Raw genomic sequence first — 21,024 nt, forward strand, 5'->3', positions numbered from 1 at the left:
TTTACGAGATGACAGCCAACCTGGTAACCCGTTGCCTAGGTAACCGCCTTTCGGTGTAGTCCGGTGAAAAGTTCAGTGAACCGTTGAATCCGCGTCATGTCGCGTTGAAAGCATCCCGGGCCATGAGACGGATCGGTACAGGGCTCGCGCTCGCCCTGGTCGCAGGGCTGGTGGCAGCACCCGCCCAGGCCAACCAGAACCGCGGCGAGTTCGACTTACAGGCCCACCGGGGCGGCATCGGCCTGCGCTCCGAGAGCACCCTCAGCTCGTTCGGCGCCGCGCTGCGCCTCGGCGTCAGCACGCTGGAGCTGGACGTGCAGATCACCGAGGACGGCCAGGCGGTCGTCACGCACGACCGCAAGGTGGACGGCAGCAAGTGCGTGGACACCGGTCCGGCCACGCCTGGCGACCCGGAGTTCCCGTATGTCGGCAAGTTCGTCAGGACGCTGACGCTCGCTCAGGTCGAGACGCTGGACTGCGGTGCGAAGAAGCTGAAGGACTTCCCGAACCAGGTGCTCTCACCGGGTTCGAGGATGCCGCTGCTGAGCCAGGTGTTCGACCTGGTGAAGAAGTATCGCGCGGGCAGCGTGAAGCTGAACGTGGAAACCAAGGTCGAGGCCGGCGCGCCGGACGAGACCGCCCCGCGTGAGCAGTTCGTGCAGGTCACGGCGGCGGAGATCCGCAAGGCCGGCTTCGCCGACCGCGTCACCATCCAGTCGTTCGACTGGGGTTCGCTGATCCGGATGCGTCAGGTCGCGCCCAAGCTGCCGCTGGTCGCGCTGACCAACATCGACTTCCTGCAGACCGGCAGGCCGGGCCGTTCCCCGTGGCTGGGCGGGCTGGACATCGACGACTTCGGCGGCGACCCGATCAAGGCGGTCAAGTCGTTCGGCGCGTCGGCGTTCTCGCCGGTGCACGGCACGCCGCAGAACGGCAAGGTCACCGACCCCGGGTACGTGCCCTACGTGACGCGGGACATGGTCAAGCACGCGCACGACAACGGGATCAAGGTCGTCCCGTGGACCGTCGACGACACCGCCACGATGAACAAGCTCATCGACGACGGTGTGGACGGCCTCATCACCGACTACCCGGACGTGCTGCGGAAGGTGTTGCAGCAACGCGGTTTCCGCCTGCCGCAGGCTTACGCTTCGCCGTTCGACGTGCAGGCGCACCGCGGTGGCCGGTCGGTGCGGCCGGAGAACACCCTGTCGTCGTTCGGGTATTCGCTGAAGCTGCCGGAAGTGTCCACTTTGGAGATGGACATCGGCATCACCCGCGACGACCAGCTCGTGGTGGCGCACGACCAGACCATCAACCCGGCGCTCTGCCAGGACACCAACCCTGTTTCTGTTGGTGACCCGTCGTTTCCCTATGTGGGCAAGCCGATCCACGACCTCACGTTGGCGCAGATCAAGACCCTGGACTGCGGCACCAAGCAGGCGCCCGGCTTCCCCGACCAGGTCACGCAGCCAGGAGAGAAGATCCCGACGCTGACCGAGGTGTTCGACCTGGTCCGCGCCAGCGGCCGGACCGACATCCACTTCAACATCGAGACGAAGCTCAGCCCGGTCATCCAGAACACGGCCCCGTTCTGGCAGTTCACCTTCCAACTGGTGGGCGCGATCGAGAAGAACGGCCTGGCGCGTAGGGCCACGATCCAGTCGTTCGACTGGCGGACCATCCGCCTGTCGCACGCGATCGACCCCCGGATCGAGACTGTGGCGCTGATCTGGCAGTACGGTCCGGAGGAGTGCAAGTCGCTGGCCGACGAGTGCTCCCTGCAGGCGGTGTACGGCGACCCGTCCGTGGTCAGCCCGTGGACCGGCGGGCTGGACTGGTGGAAGTTCAAGGACGTCGGCAAGCTTGTCCGCGCCGCGGGCGCCTCGACGATCTCCGCGAACTGGCAGGTCCACTACCCGAACCAGCCCAAGGTCGCCTCCACCGACTGGTACCTGCGCACCGACCCGTCCTACTACTTCGGCCCGGACGCACCGACCCTCGCGTCGAAGTACGGCCTCAAGGTCGTGCCCTACACCCTGGACGACGAGGTCACCATCCAGAAGGCGATTGATCTCGGCGTCACCGGCATCATCTCCGACGACCCCGACATGCTGATCGCCGTCGCCCGCCGTAACGGCCTTCGTTAAGGGTTGTTGGCCCCGTCCACGCTGGCTCAGGTGGGCGGGGCTCTGGTGCGGCAGCGCGATTTTGTGCGGGGACCCCTGCGGCGCACGGGCAGAACAAAAGGGGGCAGGTCTGGCGACCTGCCCCGCGGACAAGCTTATGTGCGCCGCCACCCCGCACAAAATCGCGCTGCCGCACCAGAAGTGGCTCAACTCGGCCAGATCATCCGGCCACACCCGCAAGCCGAGCCGCCTTGGGCCTTTGGCTCCATCGGTGAACCTGAACTGCCTCGGGTCTTCAGTTCAACAGAAGTGTGCCCTGAGGCCGGTTTGGCCTCAGGGCACGACTTTGTTTCAGGGAGTGGGCGCCCTGGTCGCCTCCCTCGTGGGCGGTGCGCCGCTCACGAGGGAGGCGGTGGGGCGGTGGTCTCTTTGTTCTTCCTGGGTTTCTTGACCTTCCAGTAGTGCTGCAGCGCCTTGTACCAGTTTGGCGGGTTCTTCACCTGGGGCAGCACGGCTTGGTACTCGCTGTCTTGGTCCTCGGCCTGGTTGTCTTGGGGGTCGTAGACGTAGACGTCGTTGTTGCTGTCGGTCAAGGTGATCGTGGTTCGCTGGGGTGGGGGTTTGAGTTGCTGCTGAGGTGGGGGTGGTGGTTCTGCTGGGGTGGTGGTTGTGGCGATGGGGCGTTCCTGGACCACGGGGGTTGAGGCGTCGGACACCGTTGGGCCCGCGGGCGTCGCTCCGGTTGTCGGCGCGCGGCGGGGTGGGGGTGCCTGGCGGAGGGGTTCCTCGACGCTTGCCTGGCGGGGTGGGGGATTGTGGTCGGACTGGTTGACGAAGAACGCGACGCCGGTGGCGACGACGGCGGCGCTCACCGCGGCGATCAGCACGGTTCTGGTCTGTACCCGGGCTTTGCGCGAGTAACCCTGCAGCAGGTCGACGCACTCTGTCGCGTTTGGACGGTCACTGGGGTCGGCCGCGGTCATCGCCTCGAGGGCCTTGGTCAGCGGCAGGTCCGGCGGGATCCGGGGTGGGTGGGTCAGCCGCGCGCGCATCGTGGCGATGTCATCGCCGCGGTACTCCACCTGTCCCTTCAGGCTTTCCAACAGCACCAAGCCCAGCGCGTAGATGTCCGCCGCTGGGCTTGGGGGCCTGCCCTCGATCTGTTCGGGGGCGACGTAGGCGGGTGTGGGGGTCTCGGCGAGGGCGATGTCGGTCAGGTACGGCTCGTCGCCCGGACCCAGCAACACGTTGCCCGGCCTGATGTCCCGGTGCACGACGTCGCGGGAATGCGCGTACGCCAACGCCTTCGCGAGCTGCGCACCCATCGGCCCGATCACCTCGGGCGGCAACGGGCCCTCGGCCAGCCGCGCCTTCAGCGTCGTGCCGGCGATGAACTCCACCACCAGGAACGGCTCACCGTCGGCGTTCCCGGCGTCGAGCACACGCACCAGACCCGGATGCGCCAGCTCAAGCAACGCACTGGCCCGTTCCACCACCTGGTCGGAACCATCCGGCGGCGGGAACAACCGGACCGCGACAACCTGACGCAGATGCGTGTCCCAGCCACGCATCATCCGATGCCCCAACCGCGTGATCAGCCGGTACCGCCCGGCCAGGACGCGGATCCCCGATTCGTCGGACATCCCTCGAAGCTAGGACACGGCCGATCGACAGCACACCGATATGCACAACCCGCAACCAGGGGTTATGTATGCAATATCCGTCAAAGGGGTCTCGTATCAACGAGTACGAGGGCACCGAGCTTAGACCCACGTAGATCGCCGTTTTCCGGCACCCCTACGAAAGTTTGGCGGCCGCGGTCCGGTCCAGCAGCCACAACGTCCGGCTCACCCCGCGGGCGCCCGCGGCGGGGATCTCGACCTCGGTCGCGCCACCCAGGGCGGACGCCACCGCGTCGGCCTTGGAGTCGCCGGTGGTGAGCAACCAGACCTCGTCGGCGGTCCGGATCGCGGGCAACGTGAGGCTCACCCGGGTGGGTGGCGGCTTCGGGCAGTCACGAACCGCGACGACGGCCTTCGACGTCTCGAACACCGCTGGAGAGGACGGGAAGATCGACGCGGTGTGCCCCTCCTCGCCGACACCCAGCAGGAACACGTCGAAGTCGTCCGGCATCAGCTCCGCGTAGGCCGCCGCGGCCTGGTCGGGGTCGTCACCGAACCGGCCGTCGGACGGCTCCATCGGGTGGATCCGGGCCGGGTCGGCGTTCACATGGTCGAGGAACGCCTCCCGGGCCTGGGTCTCGTTGCGGTCCGGGTGACCGGCGGGCAGGAACCGCTCGTCGCCCCAGTAGTAGTCGATGCGCGACCAGTCCACCGCGTCCTTCGCGGGCGCGGCCAGCAGGTGAGCGAGCACAGCGGTCCCGGTCCGCCCACCGGTCAGCACCAGCGACGCCGACCCCCGTTCGGCCTGGATGTCGGTCAGCCGGGTGATCAGGCGGGCGGCCGTGGCGGCGGCGAGCAGGTCCGGGTTGGCGAAGACGACGACCTGGGGTGCAGTCATGGCCGCCATTTTCTCCCAGCCCCCGGACGCCTGCCCACCGCCTCCTACGCGGTCGCGGTCGCCAGGATCCGCCGCCGCCCGTCGAAGGAGGCCAGCACTTGCCGCGCCTCGTCCTGCATCGACCGCAACGTGCGGTCGTCGCCCGCGTCGACGGTGAGCGCCTCCTCCCACAACGCTCGTTCGGCCACGCGCCACGCGGGCTTGCTGGTGACCCGCACATCGGCGAACCCGGCCCGCGCGAGCTGCTCGGCCAGGTCAAGCTGCCGCAAGCGCGGCGGCAGCCGCTCGTCGGTGGGGTCGAGGGCCTCCCAGCCGGTGATCACCACGCGCCCGCCCGGGACAAGAACCCGGCGGCACTCCCGGAGCGCGTCCACTGCCGGGTCGGCGAACTGGATGGCGTCCACAACGAGAACCGCGTCGGCCGACGCCGCACCGAGTCCGGTCGCGGTCAGCTCACCCACCCGGAACTCGGCCCGGTCCGCCAGCCCCAGCGCGTCGGCCAGGCGCCGGGCCTGTTCGATCGCGACCGCCGAGAAGTCCACCCCGGTGACCCGGGCACCACGACGGCGTGCGATCTCCAGCCCGTACCCGCCCCGGCCGCAGGCCAGATCCAGCAGGACCTGCCCGTCGTGCAGGTCGAGCGCCGCCACGACCTCGTCGAGCGCGTCCCAGCTCAGCAGACTGGTGGACTGCACCTGCGGCGGAAGACCGAGCACACGTTGCACAAGCTCGTCGGCGGCCGGCGACACGGCGTGATCGGCATACCAACGGTCGAACTCGGCCGCACTCATCCCCATCGGGCCAGCGTGGCACATCCTGTGATCGCTCGGAGCGAACGGTGGAATCATTCGACGAGCTACGAAGTTGAGCAGGTCAGACTCAATCTTCTATGCAGAGGACGTGACAGCCGTGAGCGAGACGTTGAACCTCCCGGTTCTGCCGTTGGACGACGTGGTTGTGCTGCCGGGCATGGTCGTGCCGGTGCGCCTCGCCGAGGCGGAGGCACGCGCCGCGATCGACGCCGCGCAGGCCAGTGGCCAGTCCAAGGTTCTGCTGGTACCGCGACTAGAGGGCAAGTACGCCAAGGCCGGCACCGTCGGTGAGATCGAGCAGATCGGCAGGCTGCCCGGTGGCCAGCAGGCCGCCGTGGTCCGGGGGACCGGCCGCGCCCGGATCGGCTCGGGTACCACCGGGCCTGGTGCGGCGCTGTGGGTCGAGGCGACGGTGCTGGACGAGCCCGTCGGTGAAAAGGCCCGTGAGCTGGCCAAGGAGTACAAGGACCTGGTGACCGCCATCCTGCAGCGGCGGGGCGCCTACCAGGTGATCGACCAGGTCAAGCAGGTGACCGACCCGGCCGCGCTGGCCGACCTCGCCGGGTACGCCCCCTACCTGACCGAGGACCAGAAGCTGTGGCTGCTGGAGACCCCGGATGTGACCGAGCGCTTGGCGAAGCTCGTCACCTGGGGCCAGGAGCACCTGGCCGAGCTGGATGTCGCCGAGACGATCAACAAGGACGTCAAGGAGGGCATGGAGCGCCAGCAGCGGGAGTTCCTGCTGCGTCAGCAGCTGGCCGCGATCCGCAAGGAACTGGCCGAGCTGGACGGCAAGCCCGCCTCCGAGGAGCAGGACTACCGGGCCCGGGTCGAGGGCGCGAACCTGCCCGAGCACGTCGAGAAGGCCGCGCTGGCCGAGGTCGACAAGCTGGAGCGGACCGCCGAGCAGTCGCCCGAGGTGGGCTGGATCCGGACCTGGCTGGACACCGTGCTGGACATGCCGTGGAACGACCGGACCGAGGACTCCTACGACATCAAGGGCGCGCGTGCGGTGCTGGACGCCGACCACGCCGGCCTGGACGACGTGAAGGACCGGATCGTCGAGTACCTGGCCGTCCGTCGCCGCCGTGCCGACCGTGGCCTCGGCGTGGTGCAGGGCCGCCGCAGCGGTGCGGTGCTGGCTCTGGTCGGCCCGCCCGGTGTCGGCAAGACGTCGCTGGGTGAGTCGGTCGCGCGGGCCATGGGCCGCGAGTTCGTCCGGGTCGCCCTGGGTGGCGTCCGCGACGAGGCCGAGATCCGCGGTCACCGCCGGACGTATGTCGGCGCGCTGCCCGGCCGGATCGTGAGGGCCGTCAAGGAGGCCGGCACGATGAACCCGGTCGTGCTGCTGGACGAGATCGACAAGGTCGGCTCGGACTACCGCGGCGACCCGACCGCGGCGCTGCTGGAGGTGCTCGACCCGGCGCAGAACCACACCTTCCGGGACCACTACCTGGAGGTCGAGCTGGACCTGTCCGACGTGGTGTTCCTGGCCACGGCGAACGTGCTGGAGTCCATCCCGGGGCCGTTGCTGGACCGGATGGAGCTGGTGCAGCTGGACGGGTACACCGAGGACGAGAAGGTCGTCATCGCCCGCGACCACCTGCTGCCCCGGCAGCTGGACCGGGCCGGCCTGACCGCCGAGGACGCCACGTTCGACGACGAGGCGCTGCGCCTGCTGGCCGGCGAGTACACCCGTGAGGCCGGGGTGCGGCAGCTGGAGCGCGCGATCGCCCGGGTGCTGCGCAAGGTCACCACAAAGCTCGCGGTGGCCGAGCAGGAGCAGGAAACCGTCCACATCGGACCCAAGGACCTCAAGGAGTACCTGGGCAGCCCCAAGTTCACGCCGGAGTCGGGTGAGCGCACGGCGGTTCCTGGTGTGGCAACGGGTCTGGCCGTGACGGGCGTCGGCGGTGACGTCCTGTTCGTCGAGGCTTCCTTGTCCGACAAGGAGACCGGGCACACCGGTGTCACGTTGACCGGTCAGCTGGGCGACGTGATGAAGGAGTCGGCGCAGATCGCGTTGTCCTACCTGCGGTCCCGCGGCGCCGAGCTGGAGCTGCCGGTGGGCGACCTGTCCGAGCGGAACATCCACATCCACGTCCCGGCGGGCGCGGTGCCCAAGGACGGCCCGAGTGCGGGCGTCACGATGACCACGGCGCTGGCGTCGCTGCTGTCCGGCCGCCCGGTGCGTTCGGAGGTCGCGATGACCGGTGAGGTGTCGCTGACCGGGCGGGTGCTGCCGATCGGTGGCGTCAAGCAGAAGCTGCTGGCCGCCCACCGTGCGGGCCTGACCACGATCCTGCTGCCGAAGCGGAACGAGCCGGACCTGGAGGACGTGCCGGAGTCGGTGCTCAAGGAGCTGACCGTGCACCTGGTCAGCGACGTGCGTGAGGTGCTGAACCTCGCGCTGGAGCCGGCCACCGCCGCTGCTCCCGTCGCGGCGTAACCGAAGTAGCGAGCAGGGACGACCGAAACCTCGGGCCGTCCCTGCTCTCGTGTGGAACAGTTCGGCTGTGCGGTCGACGCGGTCTGCACGTCTGCTCAGTTCCAGGCGAACTCCTTGGGCGGCAACCTGATCGTCATCGGCGGCCCGATCCACAACGCCCTGTTCCGCCAGCTCGACGAGCGGATGAGGATTCCCTGCCGGTTTGAGGAACGGACCTCGTGGAGGGCGGTTTCGTCGGCCACGTAGAGGTTCTCGATTGGCAGCCGCTGACCGTACACTGGGCGAAACCGCCTGGGGGGTGGCGCGATGACCGGTTCGATGATCCTCGACTTGTGGCTCAGAGGCGGCCGGGAGGCCATGGCGTCACGTGGTCCAGAAGCCGCCGAGCCACGCGAACACGATGACCATGAACCCGAACGGCACGAGCCAGGGAACGTGCGCGGCCGCACCGGCCCACATGACGATCTGCCCGCCGAACCGGACCGCCTCGACCCGCCGGGTCATGAACCCGGCGACATAACGACCGGCCGGAGTATCGCGTAACCGCTCGAGATCGGCCTGCCACACCAGCAGTGCCGTCATGACCACCGACGGCACGAACGCCACCACCACCGCGGCGACCCACTGCGCCTCCCATAGCAGCCAGCAGGACGCGAATGAGGTAGCGACGTCCGTGGCGAGCTTCGCGGGGTGGATCTGGTGGTACAGCAACCGTTCCGCGCGGGTCATGTCCGCTTCTCCCACTCGGCGAGGATGGGTGTGTATGCCTCCTCGAGGAACACGGAGAACTCCCGCATGGCCCGCAGCCGCGCTTGCCGGGCGGGAGGCTGGGAGCCGACCACCCGCAGGCCGTCGTCGGCCAGCGCCCGCAACTGCCGCGCCGCCGCGATGTCCTGCTTGAGCATCGAGGTCCAGGCGTCGTCCCGGAGCCGGTAGCGGTCGCGCCGTTGCCCGGGCACGCTGAACCGCTCGACCAGATCCAGCCGGATCAGTAGCTGCGCCGCCACGCTCACGGTGCTGCGGCTGGCGCCCACCGCCTCGACGAGCTCGTCGAACGTCGGCTCGGGCGGGTCGCAGACCAGCAGCCGCCCCATGACCCGCCCGGCCGCCCGCGGCAACCCGTTGGCCTCGAAGAACCGCCCCAGCCGATCGGCGAACCCGTGCTCGTCCATGCTGCGGATTCTATTTGTTCGGAACAACCCGAACAAACCATCGGCAAGAAACCCCTCGTGAGCCGCTCACGAGGGGTCTGCTCTTGCCTACTTGGTGGCCTTCACGGCACGGCGGGTGGCCGGTTTGGGGGCCTTCGCCGGGGTTGTGGTGGTGCGGCCGCGGGTGACCTTGTCGAGGTTCTTCAGCGTGGCCTCGTAGACCTCGTCGGGGTCGAGCCGGCGCAGCTCCTCCACCAGGCAGTCGGTCACCGAGCGGCGGGACAGGGCCACCCGGCGGGATGGCTGGCCCGGCTGCTCCAGCGTGCCGACCTTGCCGTCGGGGCGGATCAGCTCCACCGACCCGGACCGGCGCTGCAACGTCACCGAGTTGATGCCCGGCGCCGTGCCCTTGGCGCGCTTGACCGGGATCTTCAGGTACGTCGCGAGCCAGGCCGCCAGCAGATCGGTCGAGGGGGAGTCGGCCTCGCCCACCACCGTTGCCGCGCTGACCTTCTCGTACGGCGGCAGGTCCAATGCCGCCGCGAGGTAGGCGCGCCACCGGGTCAGCCGCGTCCAGGCCAGGTCGGTGTCGCCCGCGGTGTACGAGCCGCGGCGCTGGTCCAGGGCCTTGATCGGGTTCTTGTCCGTGGCCGCGTCGGTGATCCGGCGGTGCGCCAGGTGCCCGATCCGGTCGTCGGCGGGCATCTGCGGCGCCTCGGACGGCCACCACGCCACCACCGGGGAGTCCGGCAGCAGCAACGGGATCACGCAGGTGTCACCGTGGTCGGCCAGCTCACCGTAGAGGCGCAGCACGACCACCTCGGAGGCACCCGCGTCACCGCCGATGCGGATCTGCGCGTCCAGCCGGGACGCGGCCTTGCGGGCGCCCCGCGCGACCACGATCACCCGGCAGGGGTGCTCGCGGCTGGCGTCGTTGGCCGCCTCGACGGCCTCCTCGGTCTTCTCCCCGTCGTCGGTGACGATCACCAGGGTCAGCACCCGGCCCAGCGCCACCGCGCCGCCGGACTGGCGCAGCTCCACCAGCTTGGAGTTGACCTTCGAGGTGTTCGTCGACGGCATGTCGATGATCACGGGTGCCTCCACTTGCGGCCGGTCCGGGCCATCATCTCGTCGGCCGACCTCGGCCCCCAGTCGCCCGGCTCGTACGGGTCCGGACGGCCCTTCGAGGCCCAGTGCGCGAGGATCGGGTCGAGGATCTCCCAGGACCGCTCGATCTCCTCGGCCACCGGGAACAGCGACGGCTCGCCCAGCAGCACGTCCAGGATCAGCCGCTCGTAGGCCTCCGGCGAGGACTCGGTGAACGCCCGGCCGTAGCTGAAGTCCATGGTGACGTCCCGGACCTCCATCGTGGTGCCGGGCACCTTGGAGCCGAACCGGATGGTGATGCCCTCGTCCGGCTGGATCCGGATGACCACCGCGTTCTCGCCCAGCTCCTCGGTGGAGGTCTGGTCGAACGGCAGGTGCGGGGCCCGCTTGAAGACCACCGCGATCTCGGTCACCCGGCGGCCCAGCCGCTTGCCGGTGCGCAGGTAGAACGGCACCCCGGCCCAGCGGCGGGTCTGGATCTCCAGGGTGATCGCGCCGAACGTCTCGGTCTTGGAGTCCGGCGGGAAGCCCTCCTCCTCCAGCAGGCCGGGCACCTTCTGCCCGCCCTGCCAGCCGCCGACGTACTGGCCGCGGGCGGTGGTCTCGTCGAACGGCTTGACCGGGTTGGTCGCCGAGAGCACCTTGATCCGCTCGGTGCGCAGCGCCTTGGGCTGGAAGGACACCGGGTCCTCGATGGTGGTGAACGCCATCAGCTGCAGCAGGTGGTTCTGGATCACGTCGCGGGTCGCGCCGATGCCGTCGTAGTACCCCGCGCGGCCGCCGAGGCCGATGTCCTCGGCCATGGTGATCTGCACGTGGTCGACGTAGTTGGAGTTCCAGATGGGCTCGTAGAGCTGGTTGGCGAACCGCAGCGCCAGGATGTTCTGCACGGTCTCCTTGCCGAGGTAGTGGTCGATCCGGAAGACCGACTCCTCGGGGAAGACGTCGTTGACGATCTGGTTGAGCTCACGGGCCGACTTCAGGTCGTGCCCGAACGGCTTCTCGATGACCACGCGCCGCCACGAGTCGCCGTCCTGGCTGGCCAGCCCGGAGCGGGCGAGCTGCTTGCACACCACCGGGAACGCGTCCGGCGGGATGGACAGGTAGAACGCGTGGTTGCCGCCGGTGCCGCGCTGCTCGTCCAGCTCGCGCACGGTCTGCGCGAGCCGGTCGAACGCGTCGTCGTCGTCGAACGTGCCCTGCACGAACCGGATGCCCTCGGCCAGCCGGTCCCAGACCTCCTGGTGGAACGGGGTCCGCGCGTGCTGCTTGACCGCCTCGTAGACGACCTGGGCGAAGTCCTCGTTCTCCCAGTCGCGGCGGGCGAACCCGGTCAGCGCGAAGCCCGGCGGCAGCAGGCCCCGGTTGGCCAGGTCGTAGATGGCCGGCATCAGCTTCTTGCGGGACAGGTCACCGGTCACGCCGAAGATCACCAGGCCGCACGGGCCGGCGATGCGCGGCAGTCGTTTGTCCCTCGGGTCGCGCAGCGGGTTCTTCCAGGTGCGCACACTCACGGCCGTTCTACCTCCTGCACGGCTTTCACGAGGTGGGCCAGACCCGCGGCCCGGTCGGTCAGGTGCAGCCGCAGCACCGGACGGCCGTGCTCGGCGAGCACCTGGCCGTCGCCCAGCGCCTGCGCGTGCTGCAGCACGCCCAGCGTGTACGGCCGGCCGGGGACCTCCAGGTCGTCCTCGACCGCGCCGGTGATCTGCAGGAACGCGCCGTTCTGGTGGCCGCCCTTGTGGTACTGGCCGGTGGAGTGCAGGAACCGCGGGCCCCAGCCGAACGTGGTCTGCAGCCCGGTGCGGCGGGCCAGCTCCGGCCGCAGCACCGCGGCGGACGCGTCGTCCAGCCGGTCCAGGTAGGCCTGCACGGAGATGTAGCCGAACTCCGGTACCGAGTCCACAAAGGACCGCAGCACCTCGGTCAGCGAGCCGCCCCCGATGCCGTACACCTCGACCGGACCGTCCACAAGGGACGGAGCGGCCCCGGCGTCCGATCCCGGTGGCTTGTCCAGAAGCGCACGGGCGGCCTTCTTGGCGGCCTCCACGTCCGGCTGGTCGAACGGGTTGATCCCGAGCAGCCGGCCGGCGACCGCGGTCGCGTACTCCCACAACAGCAACAGCCCGCCGAGTGAGCCACTGGTCCCGATCAGGGCCGCCCCAGTCGGCGCACCGACGGCTGTGGCGGTCGCGTCCTGACCCGCGTTGGCGAACCCAGGCGCGTCAACGCCTTCCGTCGCCACCGGCAGCAGGCCCGTGCCGTGTTTGCCGGTGGACTCGGCGATCAGCTGCTCCACCCAGTCCGGGAAACCCTTGATGCCGGAGTCGTTGTCCGCGAAGACGACCTTCTCGGCGCCCTCGGAGTGCCGCACGCCCAGCGCCGCACCGAGCACGAGACCCGGGTTGCCCGGCTCGTCCACCGACAGCAGCGAGGAGGCCGCGGCGGCCTCGTCCAGCAGCGTGGCGATGTCCGCACCGGCCAGACCGGACGGCACCAGGCCGAACGCGGTCAGCGCGGAGTAGCGGCCGCCGATGTGCGGGTCGGCCAGGAACACCTTGCGGTACCCGGCCTCCTCGGCCAGCTGCTGCAGCGGCGAGCCCGGGTCGGTGACCACCACGATCCGCGAGGCCGCGTCGATCCCGTTGGCGCTGAACGCCTTCTCGAAGATCCGGCGGTGGCTGTCGGTCTCGACGGTGCCGCCCGACTTGGACGACACGACGATCACCGTGCGAGACAGGTCGCCGGCGAGAGCGTCGGCGACCTGCCCGGGATCGGTGGTGTCCAGGACCACCAGCGGGACCCCCGCCGTCGCGGTGATCACCTCCGGTGCCAGCGAGGACCCGCCCATGCCGGCGAGCACCACCCGGTCCACGCCCTCGGCGTGCAGGTCGGCGCGCAGCGCGTCGATCTCCGCCAGCAGCGGCCGGGAGGTCTCGTGCAGGTTCACCCAGCCGAGGCGGATGGCCGCCTCGGACTCGGCGTCCGCGCCCCACAGGGTCGCGTCCTGCGCGGTGATCTTGCTGGCGACCTGGTCGTGCACCAGCGTCTCGACGAGTGCCGCCGCCTCTGACGACAGCTTCTCGTCGACGATGTCGACGGAGATCTCGATCATGTGCCTGCGCTCAGTCCCTTGCCTTGTCCAGTTGGCCGGACACCGTCTCCAGCAGCTCCACCCAGGACTTCTCGAACTTGTCCACGCCCTCGTCCTCGAGCACCTTGAACACGTCGTCCAGGTTGATGCCCGCCTCGGTGAGCGCGTCGAAGACCTCCTGCGACTCCTCCTCGGTGCCGGACACCTTGTCGCCCTCGATCTTGCCGTGGTCCGCGACCGCGTGCAGGGTCTTCTCCGGCATGGTGTTGACCGTGTTCGGGGCGACCAGCTCGTCGACGTACCGGGTGTCCGAATAGGACGTGTCCTTGACCCCGGTCGACGCCCACAGCGGGCGCTGCGCCCGGCCGCCCGCGGCCTCCAGCGCCTTCCAGCGGTCGGTCGCGAAGACCCGCTCGTAGGCCGCGTAGGCCAGGCGAGCGTTGGCGATGGCGGCCTGGCCGCGCAGCGCCTTGGCGTCCTCAGTGCCCAGCGAGTCGATCCGCTTGTCCACCTCGGTGTCCACCCGCGACACGAAGAACGAGGCGACCGAGTGCATCTTCGAGATGTCGTGCCCGTTCGCCTTCGCCTGCTCCAGGCCGGCGACGAAGGCCTCCATCACGGCCTCGTAGCGCTCCAGCGAGAAGATCAGCGTCACGTTCACGTCGATGCCCTCGGCCAGCGTCGCGGTGATCGCGGGCAGGCCGGCCAGGGTCGCCGGGATCTTGATGTACAGGTTGGGCCGGTCGACCGTCTTCCACAGGTCCTTGGCCTCGGCGACGGTGCGCTCGGTGTCGTGCGCCAGGCGCGGGTCGACCTCGATCGACACCCGGCCGTCCACGCCGCCGGTCGAGTTGTAGATGTCCCGGAACAGGTCGCACGCGTTGCGCACGTCGGTCGTGGTGATCTCGCGGACGGTCGCGTCCACCGACGCGTTGCGCGCGGCCAGCTCCCGGACCTGCTCGTCGTAGGACTCGCCCTTGCTCAGGGCGTTGGCGAAGATCGTCGGGTTGGTGGTCACCCCGACCACGTTCCAGTCGCGGACCAGCTCGGCGAGGTTGCCGGAGATCAGCCGCTCGCGCGACAGGTCGTCGAGCCAGATCGAGACCCCGGCCTCGGACAGGGCCGTCAACTTCGCGTTGTTGTTGCTCGTCACTTGCCTTCCTCCACTCGCTGCAGCGAGCGCCGTGCCGCATCGACAACGGCCTCGGTCGTGAAACCGAACTCGCGGTACAAAGTCTGGTAGTCCGCCGACGCGCCGTAGTGCTCGATCGAGACGGCCTCACCGGCCGAGCCGATGAACCGGTACCACGGCTGCGCGATGCCCGCCTCCACCGAGACCCGCGCCCGCACCGACGGCGGGATCACCTCGTCGCGGTACGCGGCGTCCTGAGCGTCGAACCACTCCACGGACGGCATCGAGACCACACGAGTTGCAACGCCATCGGCCTCGAGCACCTTCCGGGCCTCGACCGCGATCTGCAGCTCCGAGCCTGTGGCGATGAGCACTACCTGGGGCTCGCCGTTGGCGGCGTCGGCCAGCACGTAGCCGCCCTTGGCGACACCCTCCGGGTCGGTGCCCTCCAGCACCGGCAGGTTCTGCCGGGTCAGGGCGATGCCGATCGGGCCCTCCGGCCGCTGCATCGCGGTCTTCCAGACGGCGGCGGTCTCGTTGGCGTCACCGGGGCGCGCGATGGTCAGGCCCGGGATGGCCCGCAGCGCGGCCAGGTGCTCGATCGGCTGGTGCGTCGGGCCGTCCTCGCCCAGGCCGATGGAGTCGTGCGTCCACACGTAGATCGCCGCGGTCTTCATCAGCGAGCCCAGCCGCACCGACGGCCGCATGTAGTCGCTGAACACCAGGAACGTGCCGCCGTAGGGGCGGGTCGGGCCGTGCAGGGCGATGCCGTTGAGGATCGCGCCCATCGCGTGCTCACGGACCCCGAAGTGCAGCGTGCGGCCGTACGGGTTGGCGTTCCACTCCTTGGTGGAGGTGTCCACCGGGCCGAACGAGTCGGCGCCCTTCATCGTGGTGTTGTTGCTCTCGGCCAGGTCGGCCGAGCCGCCCCACAGCTCCGGCAGGGTGTCGGCCAGCGCGTTGAGCACCTCGTTGGAGGCCTTGCGGGTGGCCAGGCCCTTGGCGTCCGGCTCCCAGTGCGGCAGCTTGGCGTCCCAGCCCTCGGGCAGCGTGCGCCCGATGAGGCGGTCCAGCAGCGCCTTGCGCTCCGGGTTGGCCTGCGCCCAAGCGTCGAACTTCGGCTGCCAGTCGGCCTTGGCCCGCTCACCGCGCTCGATGGCCTTGCGCGTGTGCTTGAGCACCTCGTCCTCGACCACGAACTTCTGCTCCGGGTCGAAGCCGAGGATCTCCTTGACCGCGCGGACCTCGTCCTCGCCCAGCGCGGCGCCGTGCGCCTTGCCGGTGTTCATCTTGTTGGGCGCCGGATAGCCGATGATCGTGCGCAGCAGGATGAACGACGGGCGCTCGGTCTCGGCCCTGGCGTTGGCCAGCGCCTCCAGGATGCCGGTGACGTTCTCGCCGCTCTCCACCACCTGCACGTGCCAGCCGTAGGCCTCGTAGCGCTTGGCGGTGTCCTCGGACAACGCGATCGTGGTGTCGTCCTCGATGGAGATCTTGTTGTCGTCGTAGATCACCGTGAGGTGGCCCAGCCGCTGGTGACCGGCCAGCGAGGACGCCTCGGAGGTGACGCCCTCCTCGATGTCACCGTCGGAGGCGATCACGTAGATCTGGTGGTCGAACGGGCTCTCGCCGGGCGCGGCGTCCGGGTCGAACAGGCCGCGCTCGCGGCGGGCGGCCATCGCCATGCCCACCGCGGAGGCCAGGCCCTGGCCGAGCGGGCCGGTGGTGATCTCCACGCCCGGGGTGTGCCGGTGCTCCGGGTGGCCCGGCGTCTTGGAGCCCCACTTGCGCAGCTGCTCGATGTCCTCGATCTCCAGGCCGTAGCCGGCGAGGAACAGCTGCAGGTAGAGGGTGAGGCTGGAGTGGCCGGCCGACAGCACGAACCGGTCGCGGCCGATCCAGTCCGGGTCGGCCGGGTCGTGCCGCATGACCCGCTGGTAGAGCGAGTAGGCCAGCGGGGCGAGGCTCATCGCCGTGCCGGGGTGGCCGTTGCCGGTGTTCTGCACTGCCTCGGCGGCCAGGACGCGGATGGTGTCCACCGCCCGTTTGTCCAGGTCCGTCCAGTCGGCAGGCACGGTAGGGGTGGTGAGGCGGGTTACATCTGTCACGGACACGGGCTTGCGCTCCTGCTTTCGATTCGTGCGGGACACTCCAGCTGATTCACCACGAAACAGTGGTCCCGCGTGTTCTCCCTCGTCCCACGCGTCAGCGTAGTCATCCTGGCGATAGTTGCGACCGCAGACGCACCTGGACGGCGTGTGGTCTGCGCGACCGCCACCCCACCCGGGTACCCGTACGTAGCCGGTCTACTATTCATTCCCGTACCCGAGCAGATTCCGACCACCTCAGGGAGCGTCATGTCACCGGTGCGCCGCAGCGCCGAAGGAGCGCCGTGAGCATCACCGCTGACCCCAGCACGAGCGTTTCCCCGCGCCGGTTCAAGGATGTCGTGCGCGCATACGTCGCGCTGACCAAACCGCGGATCATCGAGCAGCTGCTGGTGACCACCATCCCGGCGATGTTGCTCGCGCAGCGCGGCATCCCCTCGCCGTGGCTGGTGCTGTTCACCATGGTCGGCGGCACGCTGGCCGCCGGCAGCGCGGGCGCGCTGAACTGCGTCGTCGACGCCGACATCGACGCGGTGATGAAGCGGACGAGCGCCCGGCCACTTGTCAAGCACCAGGTGCCGGTCCGCAACGCGCTGGTCTTCGGGGTCGTGCTCGGCGTGCTGTCCTGCGGGTTCCTCTGGCTGACCACGAACTGGGTCGCCGCCGTGCTGTGCGTGGGCGCGATCCTGTTCTACGTCTTCGTCTACACGATGCTGCTCAAGCGCCGGACCTCGCAGAACATCGTCTGGGGCGGGATCGCCGGGTGCATGCCGGTGGTGATCGGCTGGGCCGCGGTCACCGGGAACGTGGGCTGGCCCGCGCTCGTGCTGTTCGGCGTGATCTTCTTCTGGACCCCGCCGCACTCCTGGGCGCTGGCGATGAAGTTCCGCGACGACTACAAGGCCGCCGGCGTGCCGATGCTGCCCGCGGTGCTGCCCGCCCGGCAGGTGTCGTTCCGGATCGTGCTGTACTCGTGGGCCATGGTCCTGTGTGGACTGCTGCTGGTCCCGGCCACCAGCTGGATCTACGCGGCCTCCGCGGTCGTGCTGGGCGGCTGGTTCCTGCCCGCGGTGCACCGGCTGCACAACGTCTACCGTCGCGGTGGCGAGGCCAACCCGATGAAGGTCTTCCACCTCTCCAACTCCTATCTGTGCGCCGTGTTCGTCATGGTGGCAGTCGACTCGGCAATCGGATTGCCAGTCATCGGGTGGTTCTGAGTTTCTTCGCCTGATGTTCGTCTTTCCCTGCTCCGGCGGCATAAACGCGCCGTAGCCGGGAAAGTGCGGGATCGCTAACCAGGCAAAACGGCGATCTCCGACTTTCGTTCGCTGACAGTGTGTGACCGCTGCGCCACTATTGGTCCGTACCTCCCGTTTTCTACCCTGCAGTGGAGGAGACCAATGAAGTTCCACAGGGGCGTGGTCGTGGCGGTCGCCGCGATGGCCGCGCTGACCGTTGCGGGGCTGCCGGCCCAGGCCGCGACCAGCGTCGTGGCCTCCCAGCTGGCGGTTCCGTGGGGACTCGGCTTCCTGCCGGACGGCAGCGCCGTGTTCACCGAACGGACCACCGCGAAGATCAAGTCACTGCGCAACGGCACGGTGACCGACGTCCAGACCGTGCCGGGGGTCACCCCGGACGGTGAAGGTGGCCTGCTCGGCCTGGCCGTATCGCCCAAGTACGCCCAGGACCGCAGCGTTTTCATCTACTACACAACGCGTTCCGACAACCGGATCGCGCGCGTGGTGCTCGGCCAGCCGCCGGTGCCCATCGTGACCGGCATCCCGCGCGGTACGCAGATCCACAACGGCGGGCGCCTGGCGTTCGGCCCGGACGGGCTGCTGTACGCGGGCACCGGCGACGCGGGCAACAGTTCCAACGCGCAGAACCGCAACTCGTTGGCGGGCAAGATCCTGCGGATGACGCCGGACGGCAAGCCCGCGCCGGGCAACCCGTTCAACTCGCTGGTGTACACCTACGGCCACCGCAACCCGCAGGGCCTGACGTGGACGCCGGACGGCCGGATGTTCTCGGCCGAGCTGGGCCAGAACACGTGGGACGAGCTGAACCTGATCCAGGCCGGCAAGAACTACGGCTGGCCGACGTGTGAGGGCAAGTGCGGCAACCCCAGTTTCGTGGATCCGCTCACAGTGTGGTCCACCGCGACCGCCTCGCCGAGTGGCATCGCCTACTACAAGAACAGCCTGTACATGGCGGCGCTGCGCGGTACCCGTATGTGGGTGATCCCGGTGACCAGTACGGGTGTCGGCCAGCCACGGTCGCTCTACCAGGGCACTTTCGGGCGACTGCGTACCCCGGTCGCGGGACCCGACGGCAACCTGTACTTCACCACCAGCAACCGGGACGGCCGCGGCAGCCCCGTCGCGGCGGACGACCGCATCATCCGGAGTGATGGTTCTTGATGCGGTATTGACGCAACGCCATCACCCCCTCTGGCGTCCTCCTTGTAGAGACGCGATTTCCGGGCTGTGCCCGGGAAAAGAGGGGGTAAAGGATGCGGAAAGCAGTCGGCCTGGCCGTCGCGGTGGGTGCCGCGGCGGCCATGGTCGCCGGGTGTTCCTCGCCACAGGCCGTGCAGACGCCGCCAGCCGGTCAGTCCACTGTGGGCAGTGTGCAGGGCAGGCCGGAACCCGACGCCCCGCCGCCGCCCCAGTTCGCCCAGCCGTACCAGTTCGGTACGCCGCAGGGCCATGTCCCGCCCACTGTGGACGGCAAAGCGCCGGTGGTGCGCAAGATCCAGACGGACAAGCCGTACGTGTTCATCACCATGGACGACGGCGCCATCAAGGACCCGAGCGCCTTACAACTGATCAAGGACTCCGGCGCCAAGCCCACGCTGTTCCTCAACGAGAAGTACTTCAAGGGCCACGAGGCCTACTTCAAGGCGATCCAGGACCAGGCCGGTGTGGAGATCGACGACCACACCATGACCCACCCGAACCTTCGCGGAAAGCCTTACGAGGCACAGAAGAAGGAGATCTGCGGGGACGCGGACGCGATCGCCGCCGCGTTCGGCAAGCGCCCGCTGCTGTTCCGCCCGCCGTTCGGCAACTACGACGCCAACACCCAGAAGGCCGTCACCGACTGCGGGATGAAGGCGATCGTGCTGTGGACCGCCGCGGTGAACGACGGCGTGGTCCAGTTCCAGTCCGGCGACAAGCTCAAGCCCGGTGACATCGTGCTGATGCACTTCCGGACGACCTTCGTCGAGGACTTCCGCGCGTTCCTGGCCCGGGCCAAGCAGGACGGCGTGACCCCGGTGCCGTTGAGCGACTTCCTGCAGTAGCGCTACATTTGCGCGCTGTGGAGTTGATGCGCAAGATCGCGCGCTGGACCGCCGCCCGACCATGGCTGACCAAGATCCGCCCGGCCGTGCTGGCGACCGACAAGGTGCTGCTGAAGCTGACCAAGGGCCGGGTGACCCTCGTCGGCATCGCCGGGATGCCCTCGCTGATCCTGACGGTGAAGGGCCGCAAGTCCGGGCAGCCGCGGGACATCGCGTTGCTGTACGTCCCGGACGGCAAGGACATCCTGCTGGTGGGGTCCAACTGGGGCGGTCCGGGCCATCCGGTGTGGACGCTCAACCTGATGGCCAACCCGGACGCCACGGTGAACGTGAAGGGCCGCAGCCACAACGTCCACGCCCGCCAGCTCACCGGCGAGGAGCGCACCGCCATCTGGCCGACCCTGGTCAAAACCTGGCCCGCCTACAACACCTACCAGTCCAACACCGACCGCGAACTGCGCGTCTTCCGACTCACCCCCGCGTGAGCGGTGCTAACCAGTACAGCCACTCACGAGGTGACCTCGTCGAGGAGTTCGCCGACCGACGGGTCCTTCAGGGACTCGAGGATGCACTGCCACAGGTCCAGGTTGGTCGCGGCCCAGTGCGAGTAGGCCGCGCGGGCTTGGGGGCTGTAGAAGTAGAAACCGGCGTCGTGCACGCCCTGCTGTTCGCCGACGATCTTGTGGGCCAGTTCGTGCAGGGTGATGCCGTTCTCGTCGAGGTAGCGGTGGGCGAGCATGACCGGGGTGATCGGCAGCGCCTTGAACAGGGTGTCCGCGTCGGACAGGGCCTGGGCGGCGAGCGAGATGTCGCGGTGGCGGGTGGCCATCTCGGCCTCGATGATGATCTCGTCGATGCGTTCGGCCACCTCCTCGGCCACCCCCGCGCGGGCGAGGATGCCCATCCGCAGGTCGCGGCCGGCCGCTGCGGCCGAGTTGCGCAGCACGATGTAGTTCAGGTCGTGCACCAGGGCGGCGGTGGCGACCACCGCCGGATCGGACCCATTGGCCTGGGCGAACCCGACGGCCTTCGAGCGGACGAACCGGACGTGGTGCCAGCCGTGGAACGGCAGGTTGGCGGCGAACCGTTCACAGAGCCGCTTGACCCGGCGTTCCACCTGGTCAAGGGCGGCCTGGTCGACGGTGCCCAGGCCGGTAGCGGTGTTCGAGCTGAGCATCGGGCCTCCTGACGATGCACGGCTACGGGGTGAACGCATCG

The 21,024-nt window shown here is 69.1% G+C and carries 17 protein-coding genes and 2 pseudogenes; 8 read left to right on the top strand and 11 right to left on the bottom strand.

Annotated features, from left to right (window positions below):
- Window positions 1-122: 122 nt before the first annotated feature.
- Both AB0J95_RS08665 and AB0J95_RS08670 read left to right on the top strand, forming a co-directional pair.
- Window positions 123-1,148, top strand: a pseudogene (locus tag AB0J95_RS08665) (glycerophosphodiester phosphodiesterase family protein); the annotation flags it as partial.
- Window positions 1,149-1,184: 36 nt separating this feature from the next.
- Window positions 1,185-2,150: pseudogene (locus tag AB0J95_RS08670) on the top strand (glycerophosphodiester phosphodiesterase family protein); the annotation flags it as partial.
- A 377-nt stretch (window positions 2,151-2,527) separates the two neighbouring features.
- On the opposite strand, the gene AB0J95_RS08675 reads toward AB0J95_RS08670, so the two are convergent.
- The 3 genes from AB0J95_RS08675 to AB0J95_RS08685 all read right to left on the bottom strand — a co-directional run bounded on the left by AB0J95_RS08675 (window position 2,528) and on the right by AB0J95_RS08685 (window position 5,446).
- Window positions 2,528-3,772, bottom strand: coding sequence for a protein kinase (locus AB0J95_RS08675; RefSeq protein ID WP_364754329.1), 1,245 nt, complete (start codon window positions 3,770-3,772; stop codon window positions 2,528-2,530).
- 154 nt (window positions 3,773-3,926) lie between these two features.
- Window positions 3,927-4,649 carry a 6-phosphogluconolactonase gene (gene pgl, locus AB0J95_RS08680; RefSeq protein WP_364754332.1) on the bottom strand — a complete coding sequence of 241 codons (723 nt, stop codon included), beginning with the start codon at window positions 4,647-4,649 and terminating at the stop codon, window positions 3,927-3,929.
- Window positions 4,650-4,693: 44 nt separating this feature from the next.
- On the bottom strand, window positions 4,694-5,446 hold the full coding sequence (locus AB0J95_RS08685; protein ID WP_364754335.1) for a class I SAM-dependent methyltransferase: 753 nt from the start codon (window positions 5,444-5,446) through the stop codon (window positions 4,694-4,696).
- Between the two features lie 112 nt (window positions 5,447-5,558).
- On the opposite strand from AB0J95_RS08685, the gene lon reads away from it, so the two are divergent.
- Together lon and AB0J95_RS08695 are read left to right on the top strand one after the other, a co-directional pair.
- Window positions 5,559-7,910, top strand: a complete 2,352-nt coding sequence (gene lon / locus AB0J95_RS08690) for an endopeptidase La (protein ID WP_364754338.1) — start codon at window positions 5,559-5,561, stop codon at window positions 7,908-7,910.
- A gap of 51 nt (window positions 7,911-7,961) precedes the next feature.
- Complete coding sequence (locus AB0J95_RS08695) at window positions 7,962-8,156, top strand: hypothetical protein (protein ID WP_364754341.1); 195 nt, start codon at window positions 7,962-7,964, stop codon at window positions 8,154-8,156.
- Window positions 8,157-8,273: 117 nt separating this feature from the next.
- On the opposite strand, the gene AB0J95_RS08700 is transcribed toward AB0J95_RS08695, so the two are convergent.
- The 7 genes from AB0J95_RS08700 to tkt form a co-directional block, all read right to left on the bottom strand.
- Window positions 8,274-8,639, bottom strand: a complete 366-nt coding sequence (locus AB0J95_RS08700; protein ID WP_364754343.1) for a hypothetical protein — start codon at window positions 8,637-8,639, stop codon at window positions 8,274-8,276.
- A complete protein-coding gene (locus tag AB0J95_RS08705) occupies window positions 8,636-9,082 on the bottom strand; it encodes a hypothetical protein (protein ID WP_364754346.1) in 447 nt (148 codons plus the stop codon). The genes AB0J95_RS08700 and AB0J95_RS08705 overlap by 4 nt, the downstream gene beginning before the upstream one ends.
- 87 nt (window positions 9,083-9,169) lie before the next feature.
- Window positions 9,170-10,153: a glucose-6-phosphate dehydrogenase assembly protein OpcA gene (gene opcA / locus AB0J95_RS08710; protein ID WP_364754348.1), complete on the bottom strand. Its 984-nt coding sequence runs from the start codon at window positions 10,151-10,153 to the stop codon at window positions 9,170-9,172.
- Entirely contained in the window at window positions 10,150-11,682 is a 1,533-nt protein-coding gene (gene zwf / locus AB0J95_RS08715; RefSeq protein ID WP_364754350.1) for a glucose-6-phosphate dehydrogenase, read from the bottom strand. Before zwf ends, opcA begins: the two co-directional genes overlap by 4 nt.
- The gene (locus AB0J95_RS08720) at window positions 11,679-13,283 is read right to left on the bottom strand and encodes a glucose-6-phosphate isomerase (protein WP_364754353.1); all 1,605 of its coding nucleotides are present in this window, start codon (window positions 13,281-13,283) and stop codon (window positions 11,679-11,681) included. Before AB0J95_RS08720 ends, zwf begins: the two co-directional genes overlap by 4 nt.
- A 10-nt stretch (window positions 13,284-13,293) precedes the next feature.
- Window positions 13,294-14,415, bottom strand: coding sequence for a transaldolase (gene tal, locus AB0J95_RS08725; RefSeq protein ID WP_364754356.1), 1,122 nt, complete (start codon window positions 14,413-14,415; stop codon window positions 13,294-13,296).
- Window positions 14,412-16,508, bottom strand: a complete 2,097-nt coding sequence (gene tkt, locus AB0J95_RS08730) for a transketolase (RefSeq protein WP_364754359.1) — start codon at window positions 16,506-16,508, stop codon at window positions 14,412-14,414. The genes tal and tkt overlap by 4 nt, the downstream gene beginning before the upstream one ends.
- Before the next feature lie 278 nt (window positions 16,509-16,786).
- On the opposite strand from tkt, the gene AB0J95_RS08735 reads away from it, so the two are divergent.
- The 4 genes from AB0J95_RS08735 to AB0J95_RS08750 all read left to right on the top strand — a co-directional run bounded on the left by AB0J95_RS08735 (window position 16,787) and on the right by AB0J95_RS08750 (window position 20,291).
- Complete coding sequence (locus AB0J95_RS08735; RefSeq protein ID WP_364754362.1) at window positions 16,787-17,719, top strand: heme o synthase; 933 nt, start codon at window positions 16,787-16,789, stop codon at window positions 17,717-17,719.
- Window positions 17,720-17,902: 183 nt separating this feature from the next.
- The gene (locus tag AB0J95_RS08740; protein WP_364754364.1) at window positions 17,903-18,922 is read left to right on the top strand and encodes a PQQ-dependent sugar dehydrogenase; all 1,020 of its coding nucleotides are present in this window, start codon (window positions 17,903-17,905) and stop codon (window positions 18,920-18,922) included.
- A 92-nt stretch (window positions 18,923-19,014) separates the two neighbouring features.
- A complete protein-coding gene (locus AB0J95_RS08745) occupies window positions 19,015-19,806 on the top strand; it encodes a polysaccharide deacetylase family protein (protein WP_364754366.1) in 792 nt (263 codons plus the stop codon).
- A 26-nt stretch (window positions 19,807-19,832) separates the two neighbouring features.
- The gene (locus AB0J95_RS08750) at window positions 19,833-20,291 is read left to right on the top strand and encodes a nitroreductase family deazaflavin-dependent oxidoreductase (protein WP_364755028.1); all 459 of its coding nucleotides are present in this window, start codon (window positions 19,833-19,835) and stop codon (window positions 20,289-20,291) included.
- Window positions 20,292-20,314: 23 nt separating this feature from the next.
- Here AB0J95_RS08750 and AB0J95_RS08755 read toward each other — a convergent pair whose 3' ends face one another.
- Window positions 20,315-20,983, bottom strand: a complete 669-nt coding sequence (locus AB0J95_RS08755) for an HD family phosphohydrolase (protein WP_364754369.1) — start codon at window positions 20,981-20,983, stop codon at window positions 20,315-20,317.
- Window positions 20,984-21,024: the final 41 nt, after the last annotated feature.

This window comes from Actinocrispum sp. NPDC049592 (genome assembly GCF_040675465.1).
Taxonomy (GTDB): domain Bacteria; phylum Actinomycetota; class Actinomycetes; order Mycobacteriales; family Pseudonocardiaceae; genus Kibdelosporangium.